The organism is Phocaeicola oris, assembly GCF_021295095.1.
GTDB lineage: Bacteria > Bacteroidota > Bacteroidia > Bacteroidales > Bacteroidaceae > Phocaeicola > Phocaeicola oris.
Genome location: NZ_JAJLQX010000034.1, coordinates 1 through 21,426 on the forward strand (window position 1 = coordinate 1; position 21,426 = coordinate 21,426).

Below are 21,426 nucleotides of genomic sequence, written 5' to 3' on the forward strand. Positions count from 1 at the left end.
AACCAAAATTAAACCTATGTAAACTTTTTGCCCCAAAATGTAAACTTATAAAATTGGGCTGAAAGTGTTAAAAACAAAGGGGTTAAGTGAACTTATCGTTATATACGCTTCGTTTTGTGCCCCATAAATGTTTTATAAAAAATCAACGATCTGTTAGTTAATTTGATATATCTAAATAATGAAGAGTCAACAGCAGAGTCGCCAGAGTTTCTGAAATCCGAGATCCTCTTCCACGCGGAGGCGTGTAAGATGCAAACTTTTTATTTTTCCATCGTTTTTGTCAACGACACCCCCTCTTTTCATATAAAAGTGCTGTTGTCGGTCGACGATAGCACTTTTTCTTGCGTGGAAGCGTTATCGGGAAGTTCCGACAGTGCTTTTTCTCTCATAAAAGTGGTTTCGGGACTCCCGACAACGCATATTCTTCCATAGAAGCATTGTCGGGAAGCTCGCCGGTGCATTTTCCCTTAAAAAAGTGCTGTCGAGCCGCTCGACAGTTCATTTTCTCTCGTAAAAGTGTTAGCGAGCGGCTCGCTAACGCTTTTTCTTCCGTGGAAGCATTGTAAGGCATTGTGTTTGCCAAGACCACTCATAGCAGTAGAGTCACCCAGCAAGTGCAATATTACGTATAATATATGAAAAGCTCTTTAGTAGGTGTAGAAAAGTTTAGTTTCTTTCCTGCCATCCTGTTTTTTAGCTTGTTATAAGATGGATTTGCATTATCGACTATATTAGAGTTTTGCAGATGTGCTTTGTCGGGGTAACAAAAGGTGGTTAGCGGACGATAAATGGTGCTGAAAAAATACGTTTTGACACTTTTTAGAATAAAAAAAATTAAAAATTATGGTTCTTCAGATATTTTGCATAAATTGTATACACAATAAAAAATGGCAACATTTAATGTTAATATACTATTAAGCAGAGATTTTTATCAAATTAGCTTGGGTTTCGGTCCATGCGGTAATATTAACAACATTTATTAAAACTTTATGGTTAATAATCAATTACAATTAGGACTGATGTTCTTCCTCGCTATACTCAGCGGAGGAACAGCAATGGCATTGCCGGTAGATACACCTACGAAGGTATCTGCACAGCAACAGCAAGTAATGAAATGCTCCGGAGTAGTTAAGGATGCAATGGGAGATCCTCTCATTGGCGCTTCGGTAAAAGTAAAAAAAGGGGGAGCAGGGACCATCACCAACGTTAGTGGTGAGTTTACGCTCTCTGGCGTGAATCGTGGTGATGTGCTTGTCATCTCCTACATTGGCTTCGAGACACAAGAAGTGACTTGGAGAGGTGTCAATCTTGACATTACCATGAACGACGATGTACAATCAATTAATGAAGTGGTGGTGGTAGGTTATGGCACGCAGAAGAAAGTGAATCTTACCGGTTCCGTGTCATCGGTAAACATGAGCAAGGAAGCTCTCTCCCGTCCAGTCACCACAGTCACACAGGCTCTTGCCGGTATGGCGGCTGGTGTACAGGTTCTGCAGAGTTCCGGCCGACCTAACTCAGAAGGCTTCGGTATTAACATTCGTGGCGTCGGCACTTTGAACAATACAAGCCCTCTTGTATTGGTTGACGGTATGGAGATGAGTCTATCCGACGTCAATCCTAACGACATCGAGAACATCTCTATTCTTAAGGATGCGGCATCGTGTGCCATCTACGGTAACCGTGGAGCCAATGGTGTTATCCTTGTAACGACAAAAACAGGCAGTGCCGGTAAAATAAGTGTTTCTTATTCAGGACGCTTATCTATCAACACTCCTTCTAAATTAGTTCGCTTTATTTCAAACTACGGAGATTACATGCAGTTTGTAAATGAATCGTACACCAATTTAGGTATCGACAAGGGACCGTATTCTGGTACCACCATCCAGACATGGCGTGACGCGGAGAAAAATCCCAATGGAATTGCGGAGTCAGGCTATCCCAACTATGTAGCTTATCCGAATACGGACTGGTACGATGAAATCTACAAGACAAAGGTGATGCAGGAACATTCGCTTTCCGTGCTCGGAAGCGAGAAACGTACCAAATATAGTATCGGCCTTACTTATCTCGACAATCCGGGTATGATTATCCGATCGGGTGTCAAGAAGTATTTCGTCAATCTGAACGTGGTATCCGACATCACCGACTTTCTGCAGGTTGGTACTCATATCTGGGGTTCACATGACGACCAAGACCGCAACGACGTAGGCAATCTTACTGCATGGAGCTTCCTGAAGACTGTACCGGGAATATATCCTTATTACGACGGGCACTACGGCGGCATCGAGACATCTGAGGAAGATGGCGCGGCCGGTAATCCGTTACTCAACCTTAACGGTAACGGTGACGCCTACTACAAGCACAACCATGCCTACGCCACTGCCCATGCACAGGTAAAATTCCTGCATGACTTCACATTCAAGACCATCTTCGGCTACGACTACTTCCAGGAGCGCCACAAGTATTCGGGCACACAGCACGAACTTTACAGCTTCAGCCGTAACTATGTGGTATCGCCAAAGGCATCGCTCGACCAGCTACATGCTTACATGTACTATCATCAGTATTATAACTGGAAGTGGACCAACACCCTGAACTGGGGGCACACATTTGCAAAAGACCACGATGTAAATGTACTGTTTGGCTTCGAGGAAGGCAAGAACTATGATACCTACCTTGACACCAACAAATATGGTATGCTTGATACCTCTATCTCAGACATGTCGACACTTACCAATATGGATTATATTTGGGGTACTGATACAGGCTATCGCTTCCGCTCGTACTTCGGACGTGTAAACTATGCATTCCAGTCAAAGTATTTGCTCGAGGGTGACTTCCGTTATGATGGATCATCCCGCTTTGCTCCCGACAAGCGCTGGGGGTTCTTCCCATCAGTTTCTGTAGGCTGGCGTATTACGGAAGAAAATTTTGCTAAGAACTCATTCCTTAAAGTATTTGATAACCTGAAATTGCGTGCTTCTTACGGTAAGTTGGGTAACTCTTCTGTTGACAATTATGCATATCAGTCGTGGTATGAGACAGGCTACACCGTCATGGGGGGCAAGAAGGCTCCTCGCTTCTATCTGAATCATCTTCCAAATATTGACGTTACATGGGAAACCACAAAGACATTCGACGTTGGTCTTGACTTCGGTTTACTCAACAACCACCTCAACGGTGTCATTGATTATTACAACAAACGCACCAGCGGTATTCTCTACAGTCCGTCAATCGGTCTTACCTATGGCGATAAGACGTCGCCTCTGCAGAACCTCGCTGAGGTTAGCAATCAAGGTATTGAGTTTACTCTCGGATGGGAAGATAAAGTTGGCGAATTCACCTACGGCATATCGGTTAACGGTACATGGAACAAGAATCGCGTAGAAAAGTATAAGGGCCAGTGGATTCATGGCTGGGGTGCCAACCCTGACGACCCTAATGCCGATAAATACTACTCTAACCTGGGTGAAGTTTCTTCGGGTGGCAGAAACCGTATCGTGGAAGGGCACATGATGAACGAGTTCTATGTAAAGAGAACCTATTCTGGCGATGGAAGTTACCTCAATGCCGATGGTTCTGTAAACGTTAAGGGCGGACCAAAGGATGGCATGATTCGTACATCAAAGGATTTGGATTGGCTGAAGGCAATGATAGCAGCCGGTCACGACTTTTTCCCGCAGCATGGTGTTGGTAAAGACCGTATCTGGTACGGCGATTATATCTTTGCGGATGCTAATGGTGACGGTGTATATGGTGGCAGTAACGATGAGGAGTTCATTGGCAAGTCGAATGTTCCTAAATTCAATTTCGGTATTCAGGGGCATGTAGAATGGCATGGTATCGACCTGTCTATGAATTGGGGTGGTTCTACTGGTTTTGCAACCTATTGGCGTGAGATTGGTCAGAACTCGTCCGACGTAGTTTATGGTCTACAGCTTCCAAAGAAGATAGCATACGACCACTATTTCTACGATCCTGACAAACCGACAGATCCAAGAACGAACATTACTTCGAAGAACCCTCGTCTGGTGGTTAAGAACCCAAGTCAAAGTGACGGAGTAGAGAGTACACTACGCCTATACAACTGTGACTTCCTGAAACTGCGTAACCTTACCATTGGCTACACATTCCCGAGTTCTATCATAAAGGCCATCTATGCACAGAATCTGCGTGTGTATTTCTCCGGAGAGAATCTGCTCACCATTACATCATTCCCAGGGCTTGATCCAGAAATGCGTGCAGGCGCAGGTTATACCACAATGCGACAGTTCTCGTTTGGAGTTAACGTAACATTTTAATTAATAAACGACTTTGAATATGAAAAAGAATATTATTAAGAATATATCTACAGCCGTAATTCTTACATCGGGACTGGTATTGACAGGCTGTTCTTCCGATTTTCTTGATACCGTGCCATCCGATCGCGTCAGTACCGAAAAGGTATTCACGTCGGCAAATATGGCCAACAGTGTGGTGAACGGTGCCTATGAACGTTTCTATTATGAGTACATAGCCAACGAAGGAAAAGTGGGTCTTGATTCCTATACTGAAATCATGGACTTGGATGCCAATTGGACAAACGGCGATATGCCCATCGTCATGGGTAATGCCACAGCACAGTCACAGGCCTTTGGGCACTGGTGGAAATGCTTTTATGAGGAAATCTATCGTACAAGCAATGTCATCCAGAATATTGACAAGGTGCCTGACATGGATGAGAAAATCAAAGCTCGAGACAAGGCCGAGTGCGAATTCCTTAGAGCTTGGGCTTACTATCGTGCCAACTGCCTCTGGCGTGGTGTACCTATCTATATCGAACCTGTAAAATACGGCGAAGCTACGAAGCCACGCTCATCTGAGGAAGATGTTTGGCAACAGATTATTACTGATCTTACTGCAGCCATTAATGAGTCTAACCTTCCTGACAAGTACGATACCGGCAACGAAGACTATGGTCGTGTGACCAAAGGCGCTGCTTATTATCTGCGTGGCCAGGTATATCTCTGGCAGAAGCAATGGGCTAAAGCTGAGGCTGACTTCAAGGCCATCACACAGATGGGGTACAGCTTGTATCCCGACTATAAAAAAATGTTCAAGGCTGCCAACGAAAAGAATAACGAGTACATCTTTCAGTATCAGTACACAGATGACAGTGGGCTTGGCAACTGCTTCGCACAGTGCTACGGTAACCGTGTAACAGTAGATAATGCATGGAACAATTTCATCCCTAATCCAAAGTTTGTAGACTCTTATGAGTGGGCTGACGGAAGACCGTTTAGTATGGATGATGTAATCCCCGGTTATTCAGAGATGTCTCCGGAGAATCGTTCCGTTTATTTCCTTCGTGATGATTTGAGTCCCAATGCCTCTGGTACCGGACTTGATAATAGCAACAAGAAAGGTTATGCACAAATGCAGGCTTACGGATCTGATATGAGTAAGTATCTCGAAAAAGGTAATGAGGCTCGTATCCGTAAAGTTTACGATGGTCGCGACCCACGTATGGAGATGAACTTCATCACTCCGTATTCTACTTATGTAGGTGGGTGCACAGCCAACAACTACACATATACCCTGCGTTGGCCTTACTTCGGTTCAGACGGAGCTTTCCCATTCGATTTACGTACCGATACCAACGACCGTTACTACTATCTGTGGCGTAAATTCGTTATTGAGGGACGTGAGAGCCGTACTATCTGGGACAGTGATATAGACATTCCGATCTTTCGCTATGCCGGTGCTCTCTTGAGTCTTGCAGAAGCTCTTAACGAGCAGGGAAAAACCGACGAGGCCGCCGAGTACGTAAATGAGGTAAGAGCCCGTATTCCTGGCCTGGCATTGCTTAACAGCAATGAGTATACGCAAGTCAAGGGGCAGGAAGATATGCGTCAGCGCATACGCAATGAGTTTGGATGGGAACTCTGTGGCGAAGGACAGATGTACTGGAAGGAACTTCGCTGGGGTATATGGGCTGATAAGAAGTTCGGTACCAATCGTCTGACAGAGCCTGATGCCGCAAAACACAATGGTGCTAACGGTATGACGGAAATCTGGGGTACTAAGCGTTATACTCTGAATTACAATGGAGATTATGTATTTAAGTGGGCTATACCACAAGAGGAGATTGAGCGTAATCCTGCTCTCACTCAGAATGAAGGCTGGAAATAATTAATCATATCAGAGGTGTGCTGCACCACTTTGGCAGCATACCTCTTTTTATTCTATAATTATGAAGTCAAATATTCTACATTACATTGCTTGTTGTATATTTCTTGTTACTGCGTTGTCGGTTGAGTCGTGTGCTTCTTCGGAGAACACTATCGATCCCGGGAAAGTAGATGAGAAACCTGTGAAGTCCACGGTTGAGAAATACCGTAACCCTGTACTGCCGATAAGTCTGCCTGACCCTACGGTGATAAAGGCAGATGATGGCTATTTCTATCTTTATGCCACCGAGGATATACGAAATACGCCTATTTATAAATCAAAAGACCTCGTAAACTGGACATTTGTAAGTACGGCATTCACCGATGAAACTCGTCCGCGGTGGAATGACAAAGGTGGAATATGGGCTCCCGACATCAACTACATCAATGGCAAGTACGTGCTTTACTATGCCAAGTCGGAGTGGGGAGGTGAATGGACATGTGGTATTGGCGTTGCTACCGCTGATAAACCTGATGGTCCGTTCACTGATCATGGAGCGATAATAAACAGCCAGGAAATAGATGTTCGTAATAGCATTGATGGTTTTTACATTGAGGAAAATGGTCACAAATATATGTTCTGGGGAAGCTTTGCCGGCATTTACGGCATAGAACTCAGCGACGACGGTCTTTCTATTAAGTCTGGGACTGAGAAGGTGCAGATAGCCGGAAATCAGATGGAAGGTACCTATATTCATAAGCATGGTGACTATTATTATCTCTTCGGTTCTAATGGTACTTGTTGCGATGGAGCCCAAAGCACCTATCAAGTAATCTACGGGCGTTCAAAGAATCTTTTTGGTCCCTACGTTGCCAAGAACGGGCAGTCAATGCTCAGTGGTGGCTACGATGTGTTACTACATGGTACGCATTATTTTGCCGGACCTGGACACAATGCAGAGTTTGTTACTGATGATAAGGGGCAGGACTGGATTATTTATCACTGCTACTTGAAGGCCGATCCGGGCAAAGGTCGTCTTGTTATGCTCGATCAGGTATTGTGGCAGGACGATTGGCCACTTGTAGCAGGTCATATTCCTTCTTACGAGCATGAGATTCCTTATTTTAATAAGTAGGCTCCCACATTTATTTATTAATTTGCAAGTAAAATGGTATAGATCCGGGTGCATCCTTTTTTGATTTATTATATCTCATCGGCTCTTATTTTTAGAGAACAAAGAAAAGATGCGATAGGATAAGAGGAATTACTTTCTCTAAAGTCGGAATTGAACGTAAGTTGGGGGGAGTTATAATATCATTCATCTTTGGCCTCTTCACGAAGAAGAAAGATTCTTCGAAGAAGAGTGCCAAAGAAGATTCTATAAAATAGATGAGAATTTAAAACTTTAATTGCTCTGATTTGAAAGATGTTTTTCTGAAAGAACCTCTATCAGTCGGAAACGGTAGGGGTTGAGATTGAATGGATTAACAGAATCTTTAGTTGGTATTTTACTGACTTTTACTATATAAGTAGTGTAAGGCTTTTGAGTTAAACCGATAATTTCTCCTTGTATCAAGTTAATGATCTCGCCTGTTTCTTTTACTAATGCAGGAAAAACATTAATTAAATCCCCTTTTCTATAGCGAGGAACTTGTATGCTTATAGGTTTATCCGGAATTTCAAGAGTAATTATTTGCTCGTCTTTTTTGTTGATGCCTACATAATCTTTACTAATTACTTTCTTTAATCTATAAATTGCAGAACTCGCGTCCATGGGCGCGTCAATAATATTATATTGTTTTACTTTTATAGTATAGTTATAACCTTCCTCATAATCAAAGCCGGAAATCTCATTTTTAGTAAAGGAATAGACATCATCTATTTTCCCGTTTATATTATGTCCTTTATAAATAGGAATAAGATAATTGTTATTAAGGACAACTCCACTTAAATAGTATTCTGGTTCAATGCTCAGAGTAAGCGTCTGGGTATTCTTTACTTTGTGTGTATTTCCATAGGCCTCTATTTCTTCGTCTTTGTTGCAAGATGTAGATAAAAAGGATATCAACAACAGAGATAACATTGTTAAAGAAATATGTTTCTTCATCATATTTAATTTTATAGTTACACATTATAAACACAACTATGAAGAAAAGACTGCATTAGTCTTTCAAAAAAAATTAAAGATTCTTTGTCTATATCAAATTTAATGGTTCTGTATAAGAATGGGTATTTTCTTTTTAATGTATTCACTAATAGATGTCAAGCTGACTATTTGACTTATTTTAGAATTATTTGTTATCTTTGACATCGTAAAATGCAGGATATGGGAAAGAAAAGATGGAAAATAATAAGAATACTTGTTTTGACATTTGTTTGTTTGCCATTAATGGCACAGGAGAAAGAACGTGATGATTTCGGTATAAGGATAAGCGCGGGAGCGGAAAAGAAGTTGATAGAAAAATGCGCTGTTGGGCTTGAAGTTGATTTCTATGCAAGGAATAATGTAAGTGAAGTAGATCGCTGGGGCGGAGAGATGAGCATAACATATAAGCTGATTCGTTGGTTAAATGTTTCAGCCGGATATAAATTATTCTACTATCATAATTCTGCGGTAACGATTTATCATACATGTGGTTCTGTGAATAAATATATTCCGGCACATATAGACATTCGTCATCGTTTCAACATATCGTTGATGGGGAATTTTGATTTTGGACGTTTGAATCTTTCACTTCGTGAACGCTGGCAATATATTTATAGTCCGGAAAAAACTGTTCAACAATATGATGAAGATACAGAAACATGGGAGAATAAAACTTCAAGCGGAAAAGGAAAGAATGTACTCCGTTCCCGTTTTCAGATAAAGTATGATATACAAAACAGTAACTTTCAGCCTTATGCTAATGTAGAATTATATAACAGTTGGAAGTTGACAGAAATTCGTTATACGGTTGGAACCGATTATAACTTTGATCAACAGCATTCGGTTAGTCTTTATTATCGTTATCAGAGAAAAAAGAATGTTGCAGAGCCTGATATGCATATTTTAGGTATCGGATATAAATTTAAAATCTAATTCTAACCTATTTACTTAATATATTAGAGATTGACGAATACTTTTTTTATCCTTTCTAACCCGTAAAGCAAAGTTCTCTTCGGACAGGCTATATTGATTCTTAAATAGCCTTCGCCGGCTTTCTGCCCGTACATGGTTCCACTGTTAATCAGGACTTTTCCTTCTTTAAGCAACTTCTCTTCGGCTTCTTCCGAAGAAAGTCCGGTCTCTGAGATATCTACCCAGACCAAATAGGTTCCTTCTAAATGAATTACCTTTAGATTTGGTAAGTTCGTTTCGAAGAATTTTTTCAGCGTAATATAATTATCATATAAGTATTCTTTCAATTCATCCAGCCATTCGTCACTATCATTGTATGCAGCTTCGAGTGCTATGGGACCGAACGGGTTAACATCGCATACTTCATTGATATTAATTGCTCTGTCAATTTTTCTTCGAAGTATTATATTGTTACAGATAATATTAGCAATTTGAAGTCCGGCAGTATTAAACGATTTTGACGGAGAGTTTAGTGTGACGCTATTATTCAAGCAGTTTTCATTAATGGCAGCAAACGGAGTATAAGTGTATCCGGGCATGGTCAATTCGCAATGTATCTCATCGGAGATTACTTTTACTCCGTGTTTCATACAAATCTCGTTCATCTTGGCCAACTCTTCCTTTCTCCAAACTCTTCCGGATGGGTTATGAGGATTGCAAAGCAGAAAAACTGTTGTTTTCTCATCCGCGCATTTTTGTTCAAAATCATTATAATCAATAATGTAGGTGTTCCCTTGACGAACCAATTGATTCTCAATAACCTCGCAACCGTTATTCTTGATACTGGAGAAGAAACAGTTATAAACCGGAGTCTGAACCAGTACTTTCTCTCCGGGCAAAGTAATGGCTTTCAGTACACACGACATAGCAGGAACAACACCTGAGGTATAGAGTATCCAGTCGCGTTGGATATGCCAGTTATGGCGTCTTTCAAACCAGTTGATTATCGCGTTGTAATAGTTTTCAGGTACTTGAGTATATCCAAACACACCATGCTCGACGCGCTTCTTCAAAGCGTTGATAATAGCCGGAGCTGTTTGAAAATCCATATCGGCAACCCACATCGGCAAAACATCATCTTCTTTAACGATATCCCATTTATACGAGCCTGTACCTCGTCGGTTGACGGGGGTATCAAAATCAAATTTTCGATTCATAATGTTGGACTTCTGGCGTTATGCTGTTTCTTTATTCTTTTTACGTTCTGTTATTACGCAATTATTGGGTTGTTTGACAAAGTTGTCAATAGTTACAGAACCAATTTCATCCGCTGTGATATATCCGGAAATAGGATTCTTGATATTTGTAATGGAGCCTGTGATATCGGCTTTGACAGTACTATCTTCGAAGGCACGATCGCATTCCTTATCGAAAGTGCAGTTTTCCAAAACAATGTTCTCGGAGTAGCAGAGTGGTTGTTCTCCGCTGATATGGCAGTTGACTAAACGTACATTCTTAGAATGCCAAGCCAAGTATTCTCCGTTCAAATCGCTATCGTAAATGGTTATATTTTCACATTCCCAGAAAGAATCTTTAGTAGTAATCTTCGCATGATGAACTTCTACATTCTTACAATACTGGAATACATACTTAGCGTCACTTACTAACCCGTCAACATAAATGTTTTTACTAAACATAAACGGGTATGTACCATCATGCAGCTCTACATTTTTCAGTTTCAATCCGTCTATACGCCAAAATGTTTCGTCAGCATCGGTTATCTTTACATTTTCCAATTCCAGATTCTTCATTTCGCGGAAGAACTTTGGGCCGTCAATAAGAGAATCTTTCATTTTCATGTTATCTGAATACCAAATGGCACTGCGTGAACCCGGGGCAAAGTAGCAGTTTGTAATAACCGATTCATCAACATGCCACCAAGGGTATTTTCCATAGAATTTACAGTTATCCGCCTCTAAATTCTTGCAACACTTAATACCTGATTCTCCGTCTGTAATAGTGATATTCTCCATCCTGACGTCTTGAATACCAAAAAGTGGACGTTCGCCACCGAAACTTTTGTCTTTAATTAGTTTCATACTTAAATACCTATTTTATTTTAGATAGTACAAGTACAAGAATCGTGCCAAAGGGTTTGGCGTATTTTATTTCTTTTTATAAACTATCCTTGCGGATTACTTTTTAAATTGCTATAAATGAATAGAATAAGTGATATGTATAAGCAGGGGAAGTGATGCGTATGAACAGAGTAACTCATCCGCATGAATTGCTCAACTCATCCGCATGAACCGATCAACTCATCCGCATGAACTGAGCAACTCATCCGTATCAATTGGGCGGGTCATTCGTATCGTAACTGATGTTCATATTTATTGTTCCAATTTTCGTTCTATATAGGTTAGAATATCGTTTCTGTCAAAAAGTTATTATTTATAAGTTACCTACTTCGTTTTTTATTGAACTATTAACTATATTTGAGCAATAATAAAAATTATCGACATGAATAAATTACTTTTTATAGCTTTAACGTTTAGTGTTTCTCTTTCTGCTATGGCGGATGATATTGATGTTACGACGATGAAAGTCGCTGGTCCTTATTCTGTACAGAAACCTTTTATGGTTGATAGCGTAGACGTGAATAATAAAACATTCTCTTCCGAGAATTTTCTGAATACAGTCATTCCTGTTAACGAAGTTTTTGCTTCTTCTCAAGTTCTGAGAGGAGATAAAGATGGCATTAAGCTTCCGAATTCAAGCAACGGGTTGTATCTGTTGGGCTTTACTTTGCAGAATATGAAGTATACAAATGCCAAAATGATCGTAGATGGGCTGAAAGATTACCAGTTCTTTTTGGACGGAATAAAGATAAAGGGCGAGGAGTTGAAGTTGGAGCCGGGAACACATCAGTTTACTATAAAATATATCGGCGATAAGGAGTCAAAGGATAAACTCAAAGTGCGGGTTACGACTGCGAAAGACGGATTGCTCTCAATTCCCGACAAGCAGAACGGACGTCTTATAACAATACATGACATTGCTGATGGACGCAGGATTAATAGTGTCGCTATCTCTCCGGATGGAAAGTATTTATTATCAAGTTATACAACAGTCATTTCGGGCGGTGAGTCTGTGCGATCACAAACATTGACGGAGTTAGCCACAGGAAAGGCGCAGGATGTTGGTAGTGATCGGAAAGCTTGGATGCCTGTGTCGAGCAAATATTATTATTTTAAGAAGCAGACGAATGGACGGGATATGATAACTGTTGATCCGGTTACAGGAAATGAAACGGTTGTAGCGACCGGTCTTCCGGATGGGATGGTCAGGGTGGCTCCGACAGAAGATTTTTTAATTATCAGTATGACTCAGGAAGGTCCGAAAGAGCGTAAGGATATTTATGAGGTGTTGGTTCCGGATGACCGCCAACCGGGGTGGCGTGATCGCTCTTTTCCGGTGAAGTATGATTTGAAGACCGGCATGATTCAACCTTTGACATACGGGTATCATAATATGTATGTTTCTGATATTTCAAAAGATGGTAAATATGTGTTATTACATAAATCGGAAGCTCGTTTGACAAAACGTCCTACTACATTAACTTCCATCTACTTAATGGATGTAAATACACTCAATGTTCGACTGCTTGTTGACAGAGATGGTTTTGTTGGTAACTCTTGGTTCTCACCCAACGGTACTCAGATTCTTTTTTCAGGAACTCCGGAAAGCTTTGCAGGAATAGGTAAGAATGTGAAACCCGATCAGACTCCAAGCATGACGGATAATCAATTGTACCTTATGGATATATCAAGCAGGCAGATTACTCCGTTAACTAAATATTTCAATCCGAGTGTGTCACAGGTTGTCTGGAACAAGTTCGATGGTCAGATTTATTTTGACGCTGAGAATAAAGACTGTGTCAGCCTTTATCGATTGAATCCTGATAATAAGAAAATTAAGCAGTTGCAAGTACCGGAGGACTTGGTTAAATCGTTTAATGTAGCCGGTCATGCTTCGGTTATGACTTATATAGGGCAAGGTGCCATGAATTCCGACCGTGTTTATACGATGGATTTGAATACAGCCAAGTCAACTTGTGTTGAAGATCTTAGCGCTACCCTATTGAAAGGTATAGAACTGGGTAGTTGTGAGTCTTGGGATTTTATTAATTCCCGTGGTGATACTATTAGTGGTCGCTTTTACTTGCCACCTCATTTTGACAAGTCGAAGAAATATCCGATGATTGTTAATTACTATGGCGGATGCAGCCCGACAAGTCGTAATTTTGAGAGTCGTTATCCTCACAACCTTTATGCTGCAATGGGATATATCGTTTATATCATTAATCCAAGTGGCGCTACCGGTTTTGGACAAGAGTTTTCCGCTCGTCATGTAGATACGGCGGGAGAGGGCGTTGCTCAAGACATTATAGAAGGGGTAAAAGAGTTTTGCAATCAGCATTCATTTGTCAATGCAAAGAAAATAGGTTGTATAGGAGCTTCGTATGGAGGTTTTATGACTCAGTACTTACAAACTAAGACCGATATATTTGCTGCTGCTATTTCACATGCCGGAATCAGCGATCATACTTCTTATTGGGGTGAAGGCTATTGGGGATATTCTTACAGTGAGGTATCTATGGCTAATGAATATCCTTGGACAAATAAGGAGTTGTTTGTTAATCGTAGTCCGTTGTTTAATGCTGATAAAATACATACTCCTTTGCTTTTCTTGCATGGAAGCGCAGATCATAATGTTCCGGTTGGCGAGAGTATCCAGATGTTTACAGCATTAAAACTTTTAGGTAGGCCGACAGCCTTTGTCGTTGTTGATAATCAAGACCATCATATAGTGGATTATGACAAACGTATACGTTGGCAAAATACTATTTTTGCTTGGTTTCAGAAGTATTTGCAAGATGATGACTCGTGGTGGGAGGCACTTTATCCGAAGAAATCTCTATAACAATAAGTAGGTATATTTCGTCTAATATGTTTTTTTGCAATTGAGTTGCAAAAAACTTGAGGTATCTTTGCTGTCAGATAATAAAAATGATAGGAGATATGACGTTAAGGGACTTAAAGATAGGCCGGACTGCAAAGATTGTTTCTGTGGGAGGCCAAGGGGCCTTGCGACAGCATTTCTTAGATATGGGTGTCATTCCGGGAACCGAGATTACTTTGAATAAGTTTGCTCCATTAGGTGACCCGATGCAATTGCAGGTTCAAGGGTACGAATTGACACTCAGACTGGCCGATGCTGAGAATATAGAAGTTGTCCCTTGCGAAAAGCAAACTGAGAATTCTTCTGAGTCTGAATTTGTAATTGAACAAGAATACCGTCATGAGGTGGAGCATCCGGGATTGGGAGAAGAAGGACGGTTTCATTGTAAGAAAACCGAGCATCCGCTTCCGAAAGAAACTCGTCTGACTTTTGCGTTGGTAGGTAATCAGAACAGTGGGAAAACTACACTGTTCAACCAGTTGACGGGTATGAATCAGCATGTAGGTAACTTCCCTGGCGTAACAGTTGATCAAAAAATAGGGACAATTAAAGGTCATCCGAAGGCTTCGGTTGCCGATCTTCCCGGTATTTATTCTTTATCTCCGTATACAACAGAAGAAATAGTTTCCCGCGATTTCATTTTAAAAATGAAGCCGACGGGAATTATTAATATAGTTGATGCGACAAACATCGAACGTAACTTGTATCTGACAATGCAGTTGATGGAACTTGATATCCCTATCGTGCTGGCATTAAACATGATGGATGAAGTGCGTAACAATGGTGGAACTATTCGTATTAATAAAATGGAGGACTTACTGGGTATTCCTGTTATTCCTATTTCGGCTATGAAAAATGAAGGAGTGGATGAGTTGGTCACTCACGCAATTCATATTGCCAAGTATCAGGAAGGTCCCGGAAGACAAGATTTCTGCAGCCCTGAAGATCATGGTGGTGCTGTTCATCGTTGCTTACATGCTATCATGCATTTGATTGAAGATCATGCAGAAGCAGCGGGCATCCCTATCCGTTTCGCTGCCAGTAAGCTGGTCGAGGGAGATAAGCTGATAAGAGATGCGTTGAAGCTTTCGGAAAATGAATCAGAATTGCTCGCACACATTCTTAAACAGTTGGAACAGGAGCGTGGGCTTGACCCGTCTGCTGCTATTGCCGATATGCGATTCGATTACATTCGCAAGGTTTGTTCGCGTACTGTTGTCAAGCCTGAGGAAAGTATTGAGCACAAGCGGAGTCGTCGCATAGACAGCATTCTTACCGGTAAGTATACGGCTATTCCTGCTTTCATTGGAATTATGTTCTTAATCTTTTGGCTTACTTTTGAGGTAATCGGGGGTGGCTTGCAGGAATTGTTAGAAGATTGGATAGCAGACTTCACCGATTATACAGATAAATTACTGACTTCATGGAATATAGCCGATGTGGTACACTCGTTGATTATTAATGGCGTATATGCAGGAGTAGGTACGGTCATCACATTTCTTCCTATTATTGTTACACTTTTTTTCTTCCTTTCTTTGCTGGAGGATAGTGGTTATATGGCTCGAATAGCATTCGTTATGGACAAATTTATGCGTAAACTCGGATTGTCAGGGCGTTCCATCGTACCATTACTGATGGGCTTCGGTTGTAGTGTTCCGAGTGTGATGGCTTCGCGTACGTTACCTTCCGAGCGTGACAGGAAATTGACGGTGATGCTTATTCCGTTTATGAGTTGTACGGCTAAACTTCCTATTTATGCTTTCCTGACAGCTGCATTCTTTCCAAGGAATGCTACTTTGGTCATGGTTTTCTTGTATTTCCTCGGTATCTTTGTCTCTATATTTCTTGCTACTTTTCTGAAGAAAACGTTCTTTAAAGGTGAGGCTGTTCCATTTGTTATGGAACTCCCGAATTATCGTATGCCGGGCGTGAAGAGTGTGGCACGTTTACTTTGGGATAAGTCGAAGGACTTTATGCAGCGTGCTTTTTCGGTTATCTTTATTGCAACTATTGTTATTTGGTTCTTGCAGACATTCGATTTCCGTATGCAGTTGGTTGCAGATTCTCAAAATAGTATTTTGGCAAATATAGCAGACATTTTGACACCACTGTTCCAACCTATTGGCTTAGGTGATTGGAAAGTTGTAACATCTTTAATATCAGGCTTCATGGCGAAGGAGAGCGTTGTTTCTACGATGACTGTCTTGTTTGGAAGTCAGGCGGGGCTGCAGGAAGTGTTGAATGCAGCAATGGCTTTTTCTTTGTTGGTATTCTGTTTGTTGTACACCCCGTGTGTAGCAACTATTGCTACTGTCCGCAGGGAAATGGGCGGGAGATATGCGACCATTTTGGTCGTTTGGCAATGTGCTATTGCTTGGTTGGTAGCATTGATTGCTTATCATTTAATTAAATTATTTATATAACTATGAATGTTCAGAGTATTATCTTGTTAGTTTTTATATTAGCACTTGTTGCTTTTGTAGTCTGGAAACAATTGTACGGCAAATCACGTCATAGTTGCTGTGATCAGTGTGATTCGCAATGCTGCCAATTAAAGAGTCATTCAGAAAGAAAAGATTGTTGTCATTGAATTCTTGTTGTTAATGGAGCATATTGCTACTTATATATGAAGAGGCAGACTACTCTTACAGAGCAATCTGCTTCTTATTATATAAAAAAGTTAGTTATTTTTTTCTTCGAACGCTGAATGCACCACGAATGCGCCGGATAATTTTTAAGCCTGTCAAGATGCCATCGTAAATGGCAACTCCCGTACTTACATATTGCATTAGTCCGTTGATACCGGTCTCTTTTTCCTGAGGCATAAATATGTTGTGAACGGCATCTTTAATTTTGTTACCCTGTTCACGCACCTCTGTCAGCTTATCCTTTCTGAGCTGATGTATATCTTTTAATGTAATAATATCTTTATTCATTTTTTTGCGTCTTCATCATTTAAAAATAAGTTGGCTAAGAAATTTACTAACGGCTGAACAATTAGCTTTTTACGGAAGCAAATTATCAGAATGATAAGTAATATTATGCCTGCTGTAATGATAGCGTAGCTGCCGGTAAGACTACCTACTGCCGGTTCTAGCACATAAGCGAATGTGAAAGATAAGTAAAACAGTGCGATAATGCCTAATATAATTAAAATTAAAACAAGCAGAAGTGTAGAGATAAGAATGGTAAGTTTCTCCACCAGTTCCAGCTTTATGTAGTCCTTTTGAGCATTTACATACTTCTTCAATTCTTGAAAGAGCTGTTGCAGATTCTCTATATTTTTATCGCTTGAAAACATCATAATATAAAGGATTTTAAAAAACATCCACTGCAGAAAGTTTATCTACAGTGGGTGCTATGTGTTGAATACAAAATTAAGCTTCTTCCTGTGCGTCGGTAATCTCATCAACCAGTTCGTCCATTTCTGTACGGCTCAATTTGATACCCTTTTTGCGCAAAGCTTCAGCAATCTTGCTACGTGTTTCTTCTCCTTTTTCAGGAGCAAATAATACACCGGCAGCAGCACCAACGACAGCGCCCCCGATGAATGCAGCTAAAATACTTAATCCTCTCATTGTTTTAATAATTTGGTTTGGACAAATTTATAAAATAAATTGGATATAAGCTCTTATTTTTTGCTATTTTCTTGATATTAAGCATTAAAAATGGCGTATTAACTATATTTAACCGCATAAATTGGCGAAAAGAAACATAGATTGTAGTATTTTTGCACCAATTATTTGGCTGATTTTAAAAGACTATATATTTTTGAACGATTATTATTTAAAACAATAGAGAAAATGAAGAAGTTTTTAGTTTTGTGTATGGGGCTTTGCGTGGCGTTCGCATTTACCTCATGTAAATCAAGTGAAAGTGCTTACAAGAAAGCTTATGAGAAGGCAAAAGCTCAGGAGCTGACTGAAGCAGCTGCTACTCAAGAAACAACACAAGCTGTTGAAGCTGCTCCTGTACAGCAAACTGTATCTGCAGCTGACGCAACTTACCGTTCTGAAAAAGTTTCTTTGGTCTCAGGTAGTGATCTTAAGGCTTACAGCATTGTTTGTGGCAGTTTTGGCGTTAAGGCTAATGCAGAGAATTTAAAGGAATATTTGGATAATGAGGGCTATGACGCTCGTATCGCTTATAACTCTGATCGTAATATGTATCGTGTGATATGCGATTCTTATGATGATCGTTCAGCTGCGGCTCAGTTTAAAGAGAGCTTTAAGGCTAAATATCCAAGCCGTCAGGATTTTCAGGGAGCTTGGTTACTTTATAACAAATAATTCGTTTGTTATTTTATTAAAAGGCAGCTCAAATGAGTTGCCTTTTTTATTGTTTATAATTATTGTTTAAACGAAGAACACACAGAAGTAAAAAGCATCGTCAGCCATATAGATGCATGAGAGTGTGAGAAGTGATACGTATGAGTTTGTCAAGTCATGCGTATGAGTTGTGCGATTCATGCGTATGAGTTGATCGGTTCATGCGTATGAGTTAGGCGATTCATGCGTATGAGTTGATCGGTTCATGCGTATGAGTTAGGCGATTCATGCGTATGAGTTGATCGGTTCATGCGTATGAGTTAGGCGATTCATGCGTATGAGTTGAGTGGTTTATGCGTATCACTTTTCCAGGTCTCTTTATGATAAAGCAAATTGAAGGTTTTGGAAACAAACAATGTATTATTGACGAATACCCTAGTTCGGGATAAGAATCTTCAAAATAGCGATGGTGTTGCTTTTTATCTTCAATAGTATATTTAACAAGTGCAGCCGGCTTATTGTCAAAGAAGCAATAAGCAGCGACAGCAGATATAAGGTTCATGATGAAGTTCGTTATCGACTTATGCCTGAGTGCACTATCTATGTGACATTCTTGAGCATATCGTTAATGGTTTCACTGATGAGTCTTTTCCTGAGCATCATCCTATCATGGAAAGACATGAGTCTGTTTTTCATGTTCACTCTTAATCCGGTAATGAGCTGTATGCCATCATCGAAGAGCCTGTCAAAGAGTTTCTGTGATATATATCCTCTGTCAGGGAACAGTTTGCCGTAACTCTTCTTAGCCAGAATATCCCACACCATCGGGTTCCTGTCATCTACATTGGCTCCCGTAAGGGCAAAGGCTATGATTTCTCCTCTGTCATTGCATGCTAAATGCAGCTTGAATCCATGATGCCATCCCATCGTGCCTTTTCTGTCTGCTGCGATTCCCTTGAACCCCCTGTTGGAATGGTGTCTGATGTTTATGGCAGACCGGTATTATGGTTGAGTCGACGAACGTTATTCTCGAACATCTGCCGAAAGCCCGTAGATTAAGGAAGAACATAATTGGGAAGAATACCCTGCTCTCCAGTTCAACGAAGCGGTTGTAAGATACCAACATCGGGAAAATCCGCGTGCAGTAATAATTATCTTTGTAAACAGAATAACAAGCGTTCTTTGTTAGGTAGAAAACAGCGACTATATGCAGTCCACTCGTTTCCAAATCGTTACCTATTCAGCTTTGCAAACAAGATAACTTATTTATTTCCAATTATTTGTGTTTTAGAAATTATCTTAGATGGTTATTTATGATAAAATACCAATTAATTGGTATTTTATTGTACAGGAAAAATCTTTTAATTTGTAAAAGCTAAATCGTACTAATATGAAAAAAATATTCATTCTTCTGTTCGTTTCCTTAGCATTTTTTTCCTGTGAAAAAGAAGAAAATAATAAAATTTTTGAATATCAGTTGCTGCCAAGTGAGAACGTATCTAAACCATTTAGTTGCTTGGGAGAGAAACGTACTATTACTTTTACAATTATTCAAAAAACATTGATAGATGATGTTTTAGATTCAGAAGTTCCGATTATTCCCAAGGATGTTTCGATAGAATTTGATAAAACTCTTTTTTCTGATATAGAGACAAAAGTAAAGGGTGATCAAGTTGTATTAAATATAACCTCAAATATTAATAAGGAAGATAAAATTTTGAATGGTGATTTACAGATTTCTTATTCTACTATTAATGGCATAAAAGTAGAAAAAATTCCCCTAATTATAAATAAAGGGAAGTTGACATTTGTGTATAAAATCCATTCGGAACAGAATCCTTTTGTTCTACCAGCAGAAGGAGGTAAATTTGAATTGCCTTTTACTTGTAAAAAACAAACATATTTGAATGACCAGTTTATAGAGGAAACTTATTCATCATTAAACGGATTGAGATTTAAAACGATAAGTACTGGTAATGTCTGGTTTCTTACGGTAAGAAAAGACGGGGGAAAAATCGGTTTTTACAAATTTACTTTTGTGGGAGAAGGATTATATAACCAAAAAACAGATCCAGAGTGTTATTTTAACATATATACCCATGATGCAAATTTAGTTACAGATAATCCTACGGAAATATTCAGACAGGATTTCATACAACCCCAGACCCCGGGAGAGGATTATTATAAACCTTCTCGGTTCTCTTATAAACATGGTACTTTTGATTTTTAATATATTCAGTATTAACTTTAATTATATTAATTATGAAACAATATGTATATTTGTTGATTTTGCCAATTATGTTTTTAATTTCATGTTCCGATGATACAGTTGAAGAAATGGGGGGCTCTAATCATGTTCTTCTTGAGAGATACCCTCAAGAAGTGATAAATATTTCAATAGATAATCCGGAAAGTTTTGTTTTATTCAATAAAACCTTCGTTACTCGTTCTTCTGAATTATTGAAAGATAGTGTATGGAGTAGCGGAAATGGACATACATTAATTTATGAAACTAATGAACATATACCAACTCAAGGGTTAATGAGGTATATTTATTTAGGTTCAATTCTTCAAGGTGGATCTATTGAGAAGCAGCGCTTTGTTCCTATTGTAAAACCTATGGATCCAATTATAATATCATATTCTTTTCCTGCTCGTTGGGTTACTGATATTATTACAAAACCAAGCCTTTCAGCACAAAGACAGTCTTTGCAGAATATAATGAATAAAGAAGGCATGACAGGTAAACAATTAGGCTCTTTTACTTATAATATGAGGCAGTTTTCCTATTTTGAAGAGTATAATCCGCAAAACGAAATGTTCCAAAAAAGCAAAACGAAACGTATCTATTTAACTTTTGTTTAGAAACAGAAAACACACCATAACTATTTGATAACCAAAAAGATACACATAAAAAGGTTTACA

General features: G+C 39.7%; 15 protein-coding genes and 1 pseudogene. 9 read left to right on the forward strand and 7 right to left on the reverse strand.

What is annotated here, in order from left to right; all coding sequences use genetic code 11:
* Positions 1–989 precede the first annotated feature (989 nt).
* From LO761_RS11985 to LO761_RS11995, 3 genes are all read left to right on the forward strand, one after another.
* Entirely contained in the window at positions 990–4,304 is a 3,315-nt protein-coding gene (locus LO761_RS11985; RefSeq protein ID WP_272818518.1) for a SusC/RagA family TonB-linked outer membrane protein, read from the forward strand.
* A 19-nt stretch (positions 4,305–4,323) separates the two neighbouring features.
* Positions 4,324–6,174 (forward strand): RagB/SusD family nutrient uptake outer membrane protein, encoded by a 1,851-nt coding sequence (locus LO761_RS11990; protein WP_272818519.1) that lies wholly within the window; start codon positions 4,324–4,326, stop codon positions 6,172–6,174.
* 61 nt (positions 6,175–6,235) lie between these two features.
* The gene (locus LO761_RS11995; RefSeq protein ID WP_272818520.1) at positions 6,236–7,288 is read left to right on the forward strand and encodes a family 43 glycosylhydrolase; all 1,053 of its coding nucleotides are present in this window, start codon (positions 6,236–6,238) and stop codon (positions 7,286–7,288) included.
* A gap of 270 nt (positions 7,289–7,558) precedes the next feature.
* Here the strand turns inward: LO761_RS11995 and LO761_RS12000 are convergent, their stop codons facing one another.
* Positions 7,559–8,260, reverse strand: a complete 702-nt coding sequence (locus tag LO761_RS12000; RefSeq protein WP_272818521.1) for a DUF4377 domain-containing protein — start codon at positions 8,258–8,260, stop codon at positions 7,559–7,561.
* Between the two features lie 219 nt (positions 8,261–8,479).
* Between LO761_RS12000 and LO761_RS12005 the strand changes: the two genes are divergently transcribed.
* Entirely contained in the window at positions 8,480–9,232 is a 753-nt protein-coding gene (locus LO761_RS12005) for a DUF2490 domain-containing protein (RefSeq protein ID WP_272818522.1), read from the forward strand.
* A 23-nt stretch (positions 9,233–9,255) separates the two neighbouring features.
* Here the strand turns inward: LO761_RS12005 and LO761_RS12010 are convergent, their stop codons facing one another.
* Positions 9,256–10,428, reverse strand: coding sequence for a MalY/PatB family protein (locus tag LO761_RS12010; protein WP_272818523.1), 1,173 nt, complete (start codon positions 10,426–10,428; stop codon positions 9,256–9,258).
* A gap of 18 nt (positions 10,429–10,446) precedes the next feature.
* On the reverse strand, positions 10,447–11,310 hold the full coding sequence (locus tag LO761_RS12015) for a DUF3737 family protein (protein ID WP_272818524.1): 864 nt from the start codon (positions 11,308–11,310) through the stop codon (positions 10,447–10,449).
* A gap of 421 nt (positions 11,311–11,731) precedes the next feature.
* Between LO761_RS12015 and LO761_RS12020 the strand changes: the two genes are divergently transcribed.
* Positions 11,732–14,194: a prolyl oligopeptidase family serine peptidase gene (locus LO761_RS12020; RefSeq protein ID WP_272818525.1), complete on the forward strand. Its 2,463-nt coding sequence runs from the start codon at positions 11,732–11,734 to the stop codon at positions 14,192–14,194.
* A 98-nt stretch (positions 14,195–14,292) separates the two neighbouring features.
* Positions 14,293–16,656 (forward strand): ferrous iron transport protein B, encoded by a 2,364-nt coding sequence (gene feoB / locus LO761_RS12025; protein ID WP_272818526.1) that lies wholly within the window; start codon positions 14,293–14,295, stop codon positions 16,654–16,656.
* A gap of 261 nt (positions 16,657–16,917) precedes the next feature.
* On the opposite strand, the gene LO761_RS12030 is transcribed toward feoB, so the two are convergent.
* The 3 genes from LO761_RS12030 to LO761_RS12040 all read right to left on the reverse strand — a co-directional run bounded on the left by LO761_RS12030 (position 16,918) and on the right by LO761_RS12040 (position 17,811).
* Positions 16,918–17,169, reverse strand: coding sequence for a hypothetical protein (locus LO761_RS12030; protein ID WP_272818527.1), 252 nt, complete (start codon positions 17,167–17,169; stop codon positions 16,918–16,920).
* On the reverse strand, positions 17,166–17,534 hold the full coding sequence (locus LO761_RS12035; RefSeq protein ID WP_272818532.1) for a phage holin family protein: 369 nt from the start codon (positions 17,532–17,534) through the stop codon (positions 17,166–17,168). The genes LO761_RS12030 and LO761_RS12035 overlap by 4 nt, the downstream gene beginning before the upstream one ends.
* 76 nt (positions 17,535–17,610) lie before the next feature.
* Positions 17,611–17,811 carry a YtxH domain-containing protein gene (locus tag LO761_RS12040; RefSeq protein WP_272818528.1) on the reverse strand — a complete coding sequence of 67 codons (201 nt, stop codon included), beginning with the start codon at positions 17,809–17,811 and terminating at the stop codon, positions 17,611–17,613.
* Positions 17,812–18,036: 225 nt separating this feature from the next.
* On the opposite strand from LO761_RS12040, the gene LO761_RS12045 reads away from it, so the two are divergent.
* Positions 18,037–18,522, forward strand: a complete 486-nt coding sequence (locus LO761_RS12045; protein ID WP_272818529.1) for an SPOR domain-containing protein — start codon at positions 18,037–18,039, stop codon at positions 18,520–18,522.
* A gap of 451 nt (positions 18,523–18,973) precedes the next feature.
* Here LO761_RS12045 and LO761_RS12050 read toward each other — a convergent pair.
* Positions 18,974–19,633: pseudogene (locus LO761_RS12050) on the reverse strand (IS982 family transposase); the annotation flags it as partial.
* A 258-nt stretch (positions 19,634–19,891) separates the two neighbouring features.
* Between LO761_RS12050 and LO761_RS12055 the strand changes: the two are divergent.
* Entirely contained in the window at positions 19,892–20,731 is an 840-nt protein-coding gene (locus LO761_RS12055) for a hypothetical protein (protein WP_272818530.1), read from the forward strand.
* A 32-nt stretch (positions 20,732–20,763) separates the two neighbouring features.
* Positions 20,764–21,366 carry a hypothetical protein gene (locus tag LO761_RS12060; protein ID WP_272818531.1) on the forward strand — a complete coding sequence of 201 codons (603 nt, stop codon included), beginning with the start codon at positions 20,764–20,766 and terminating at the stop codon, positions 21,364–21,366.
* Positions 21,367–21,426 lie beyond the last annotated feature (60 nt).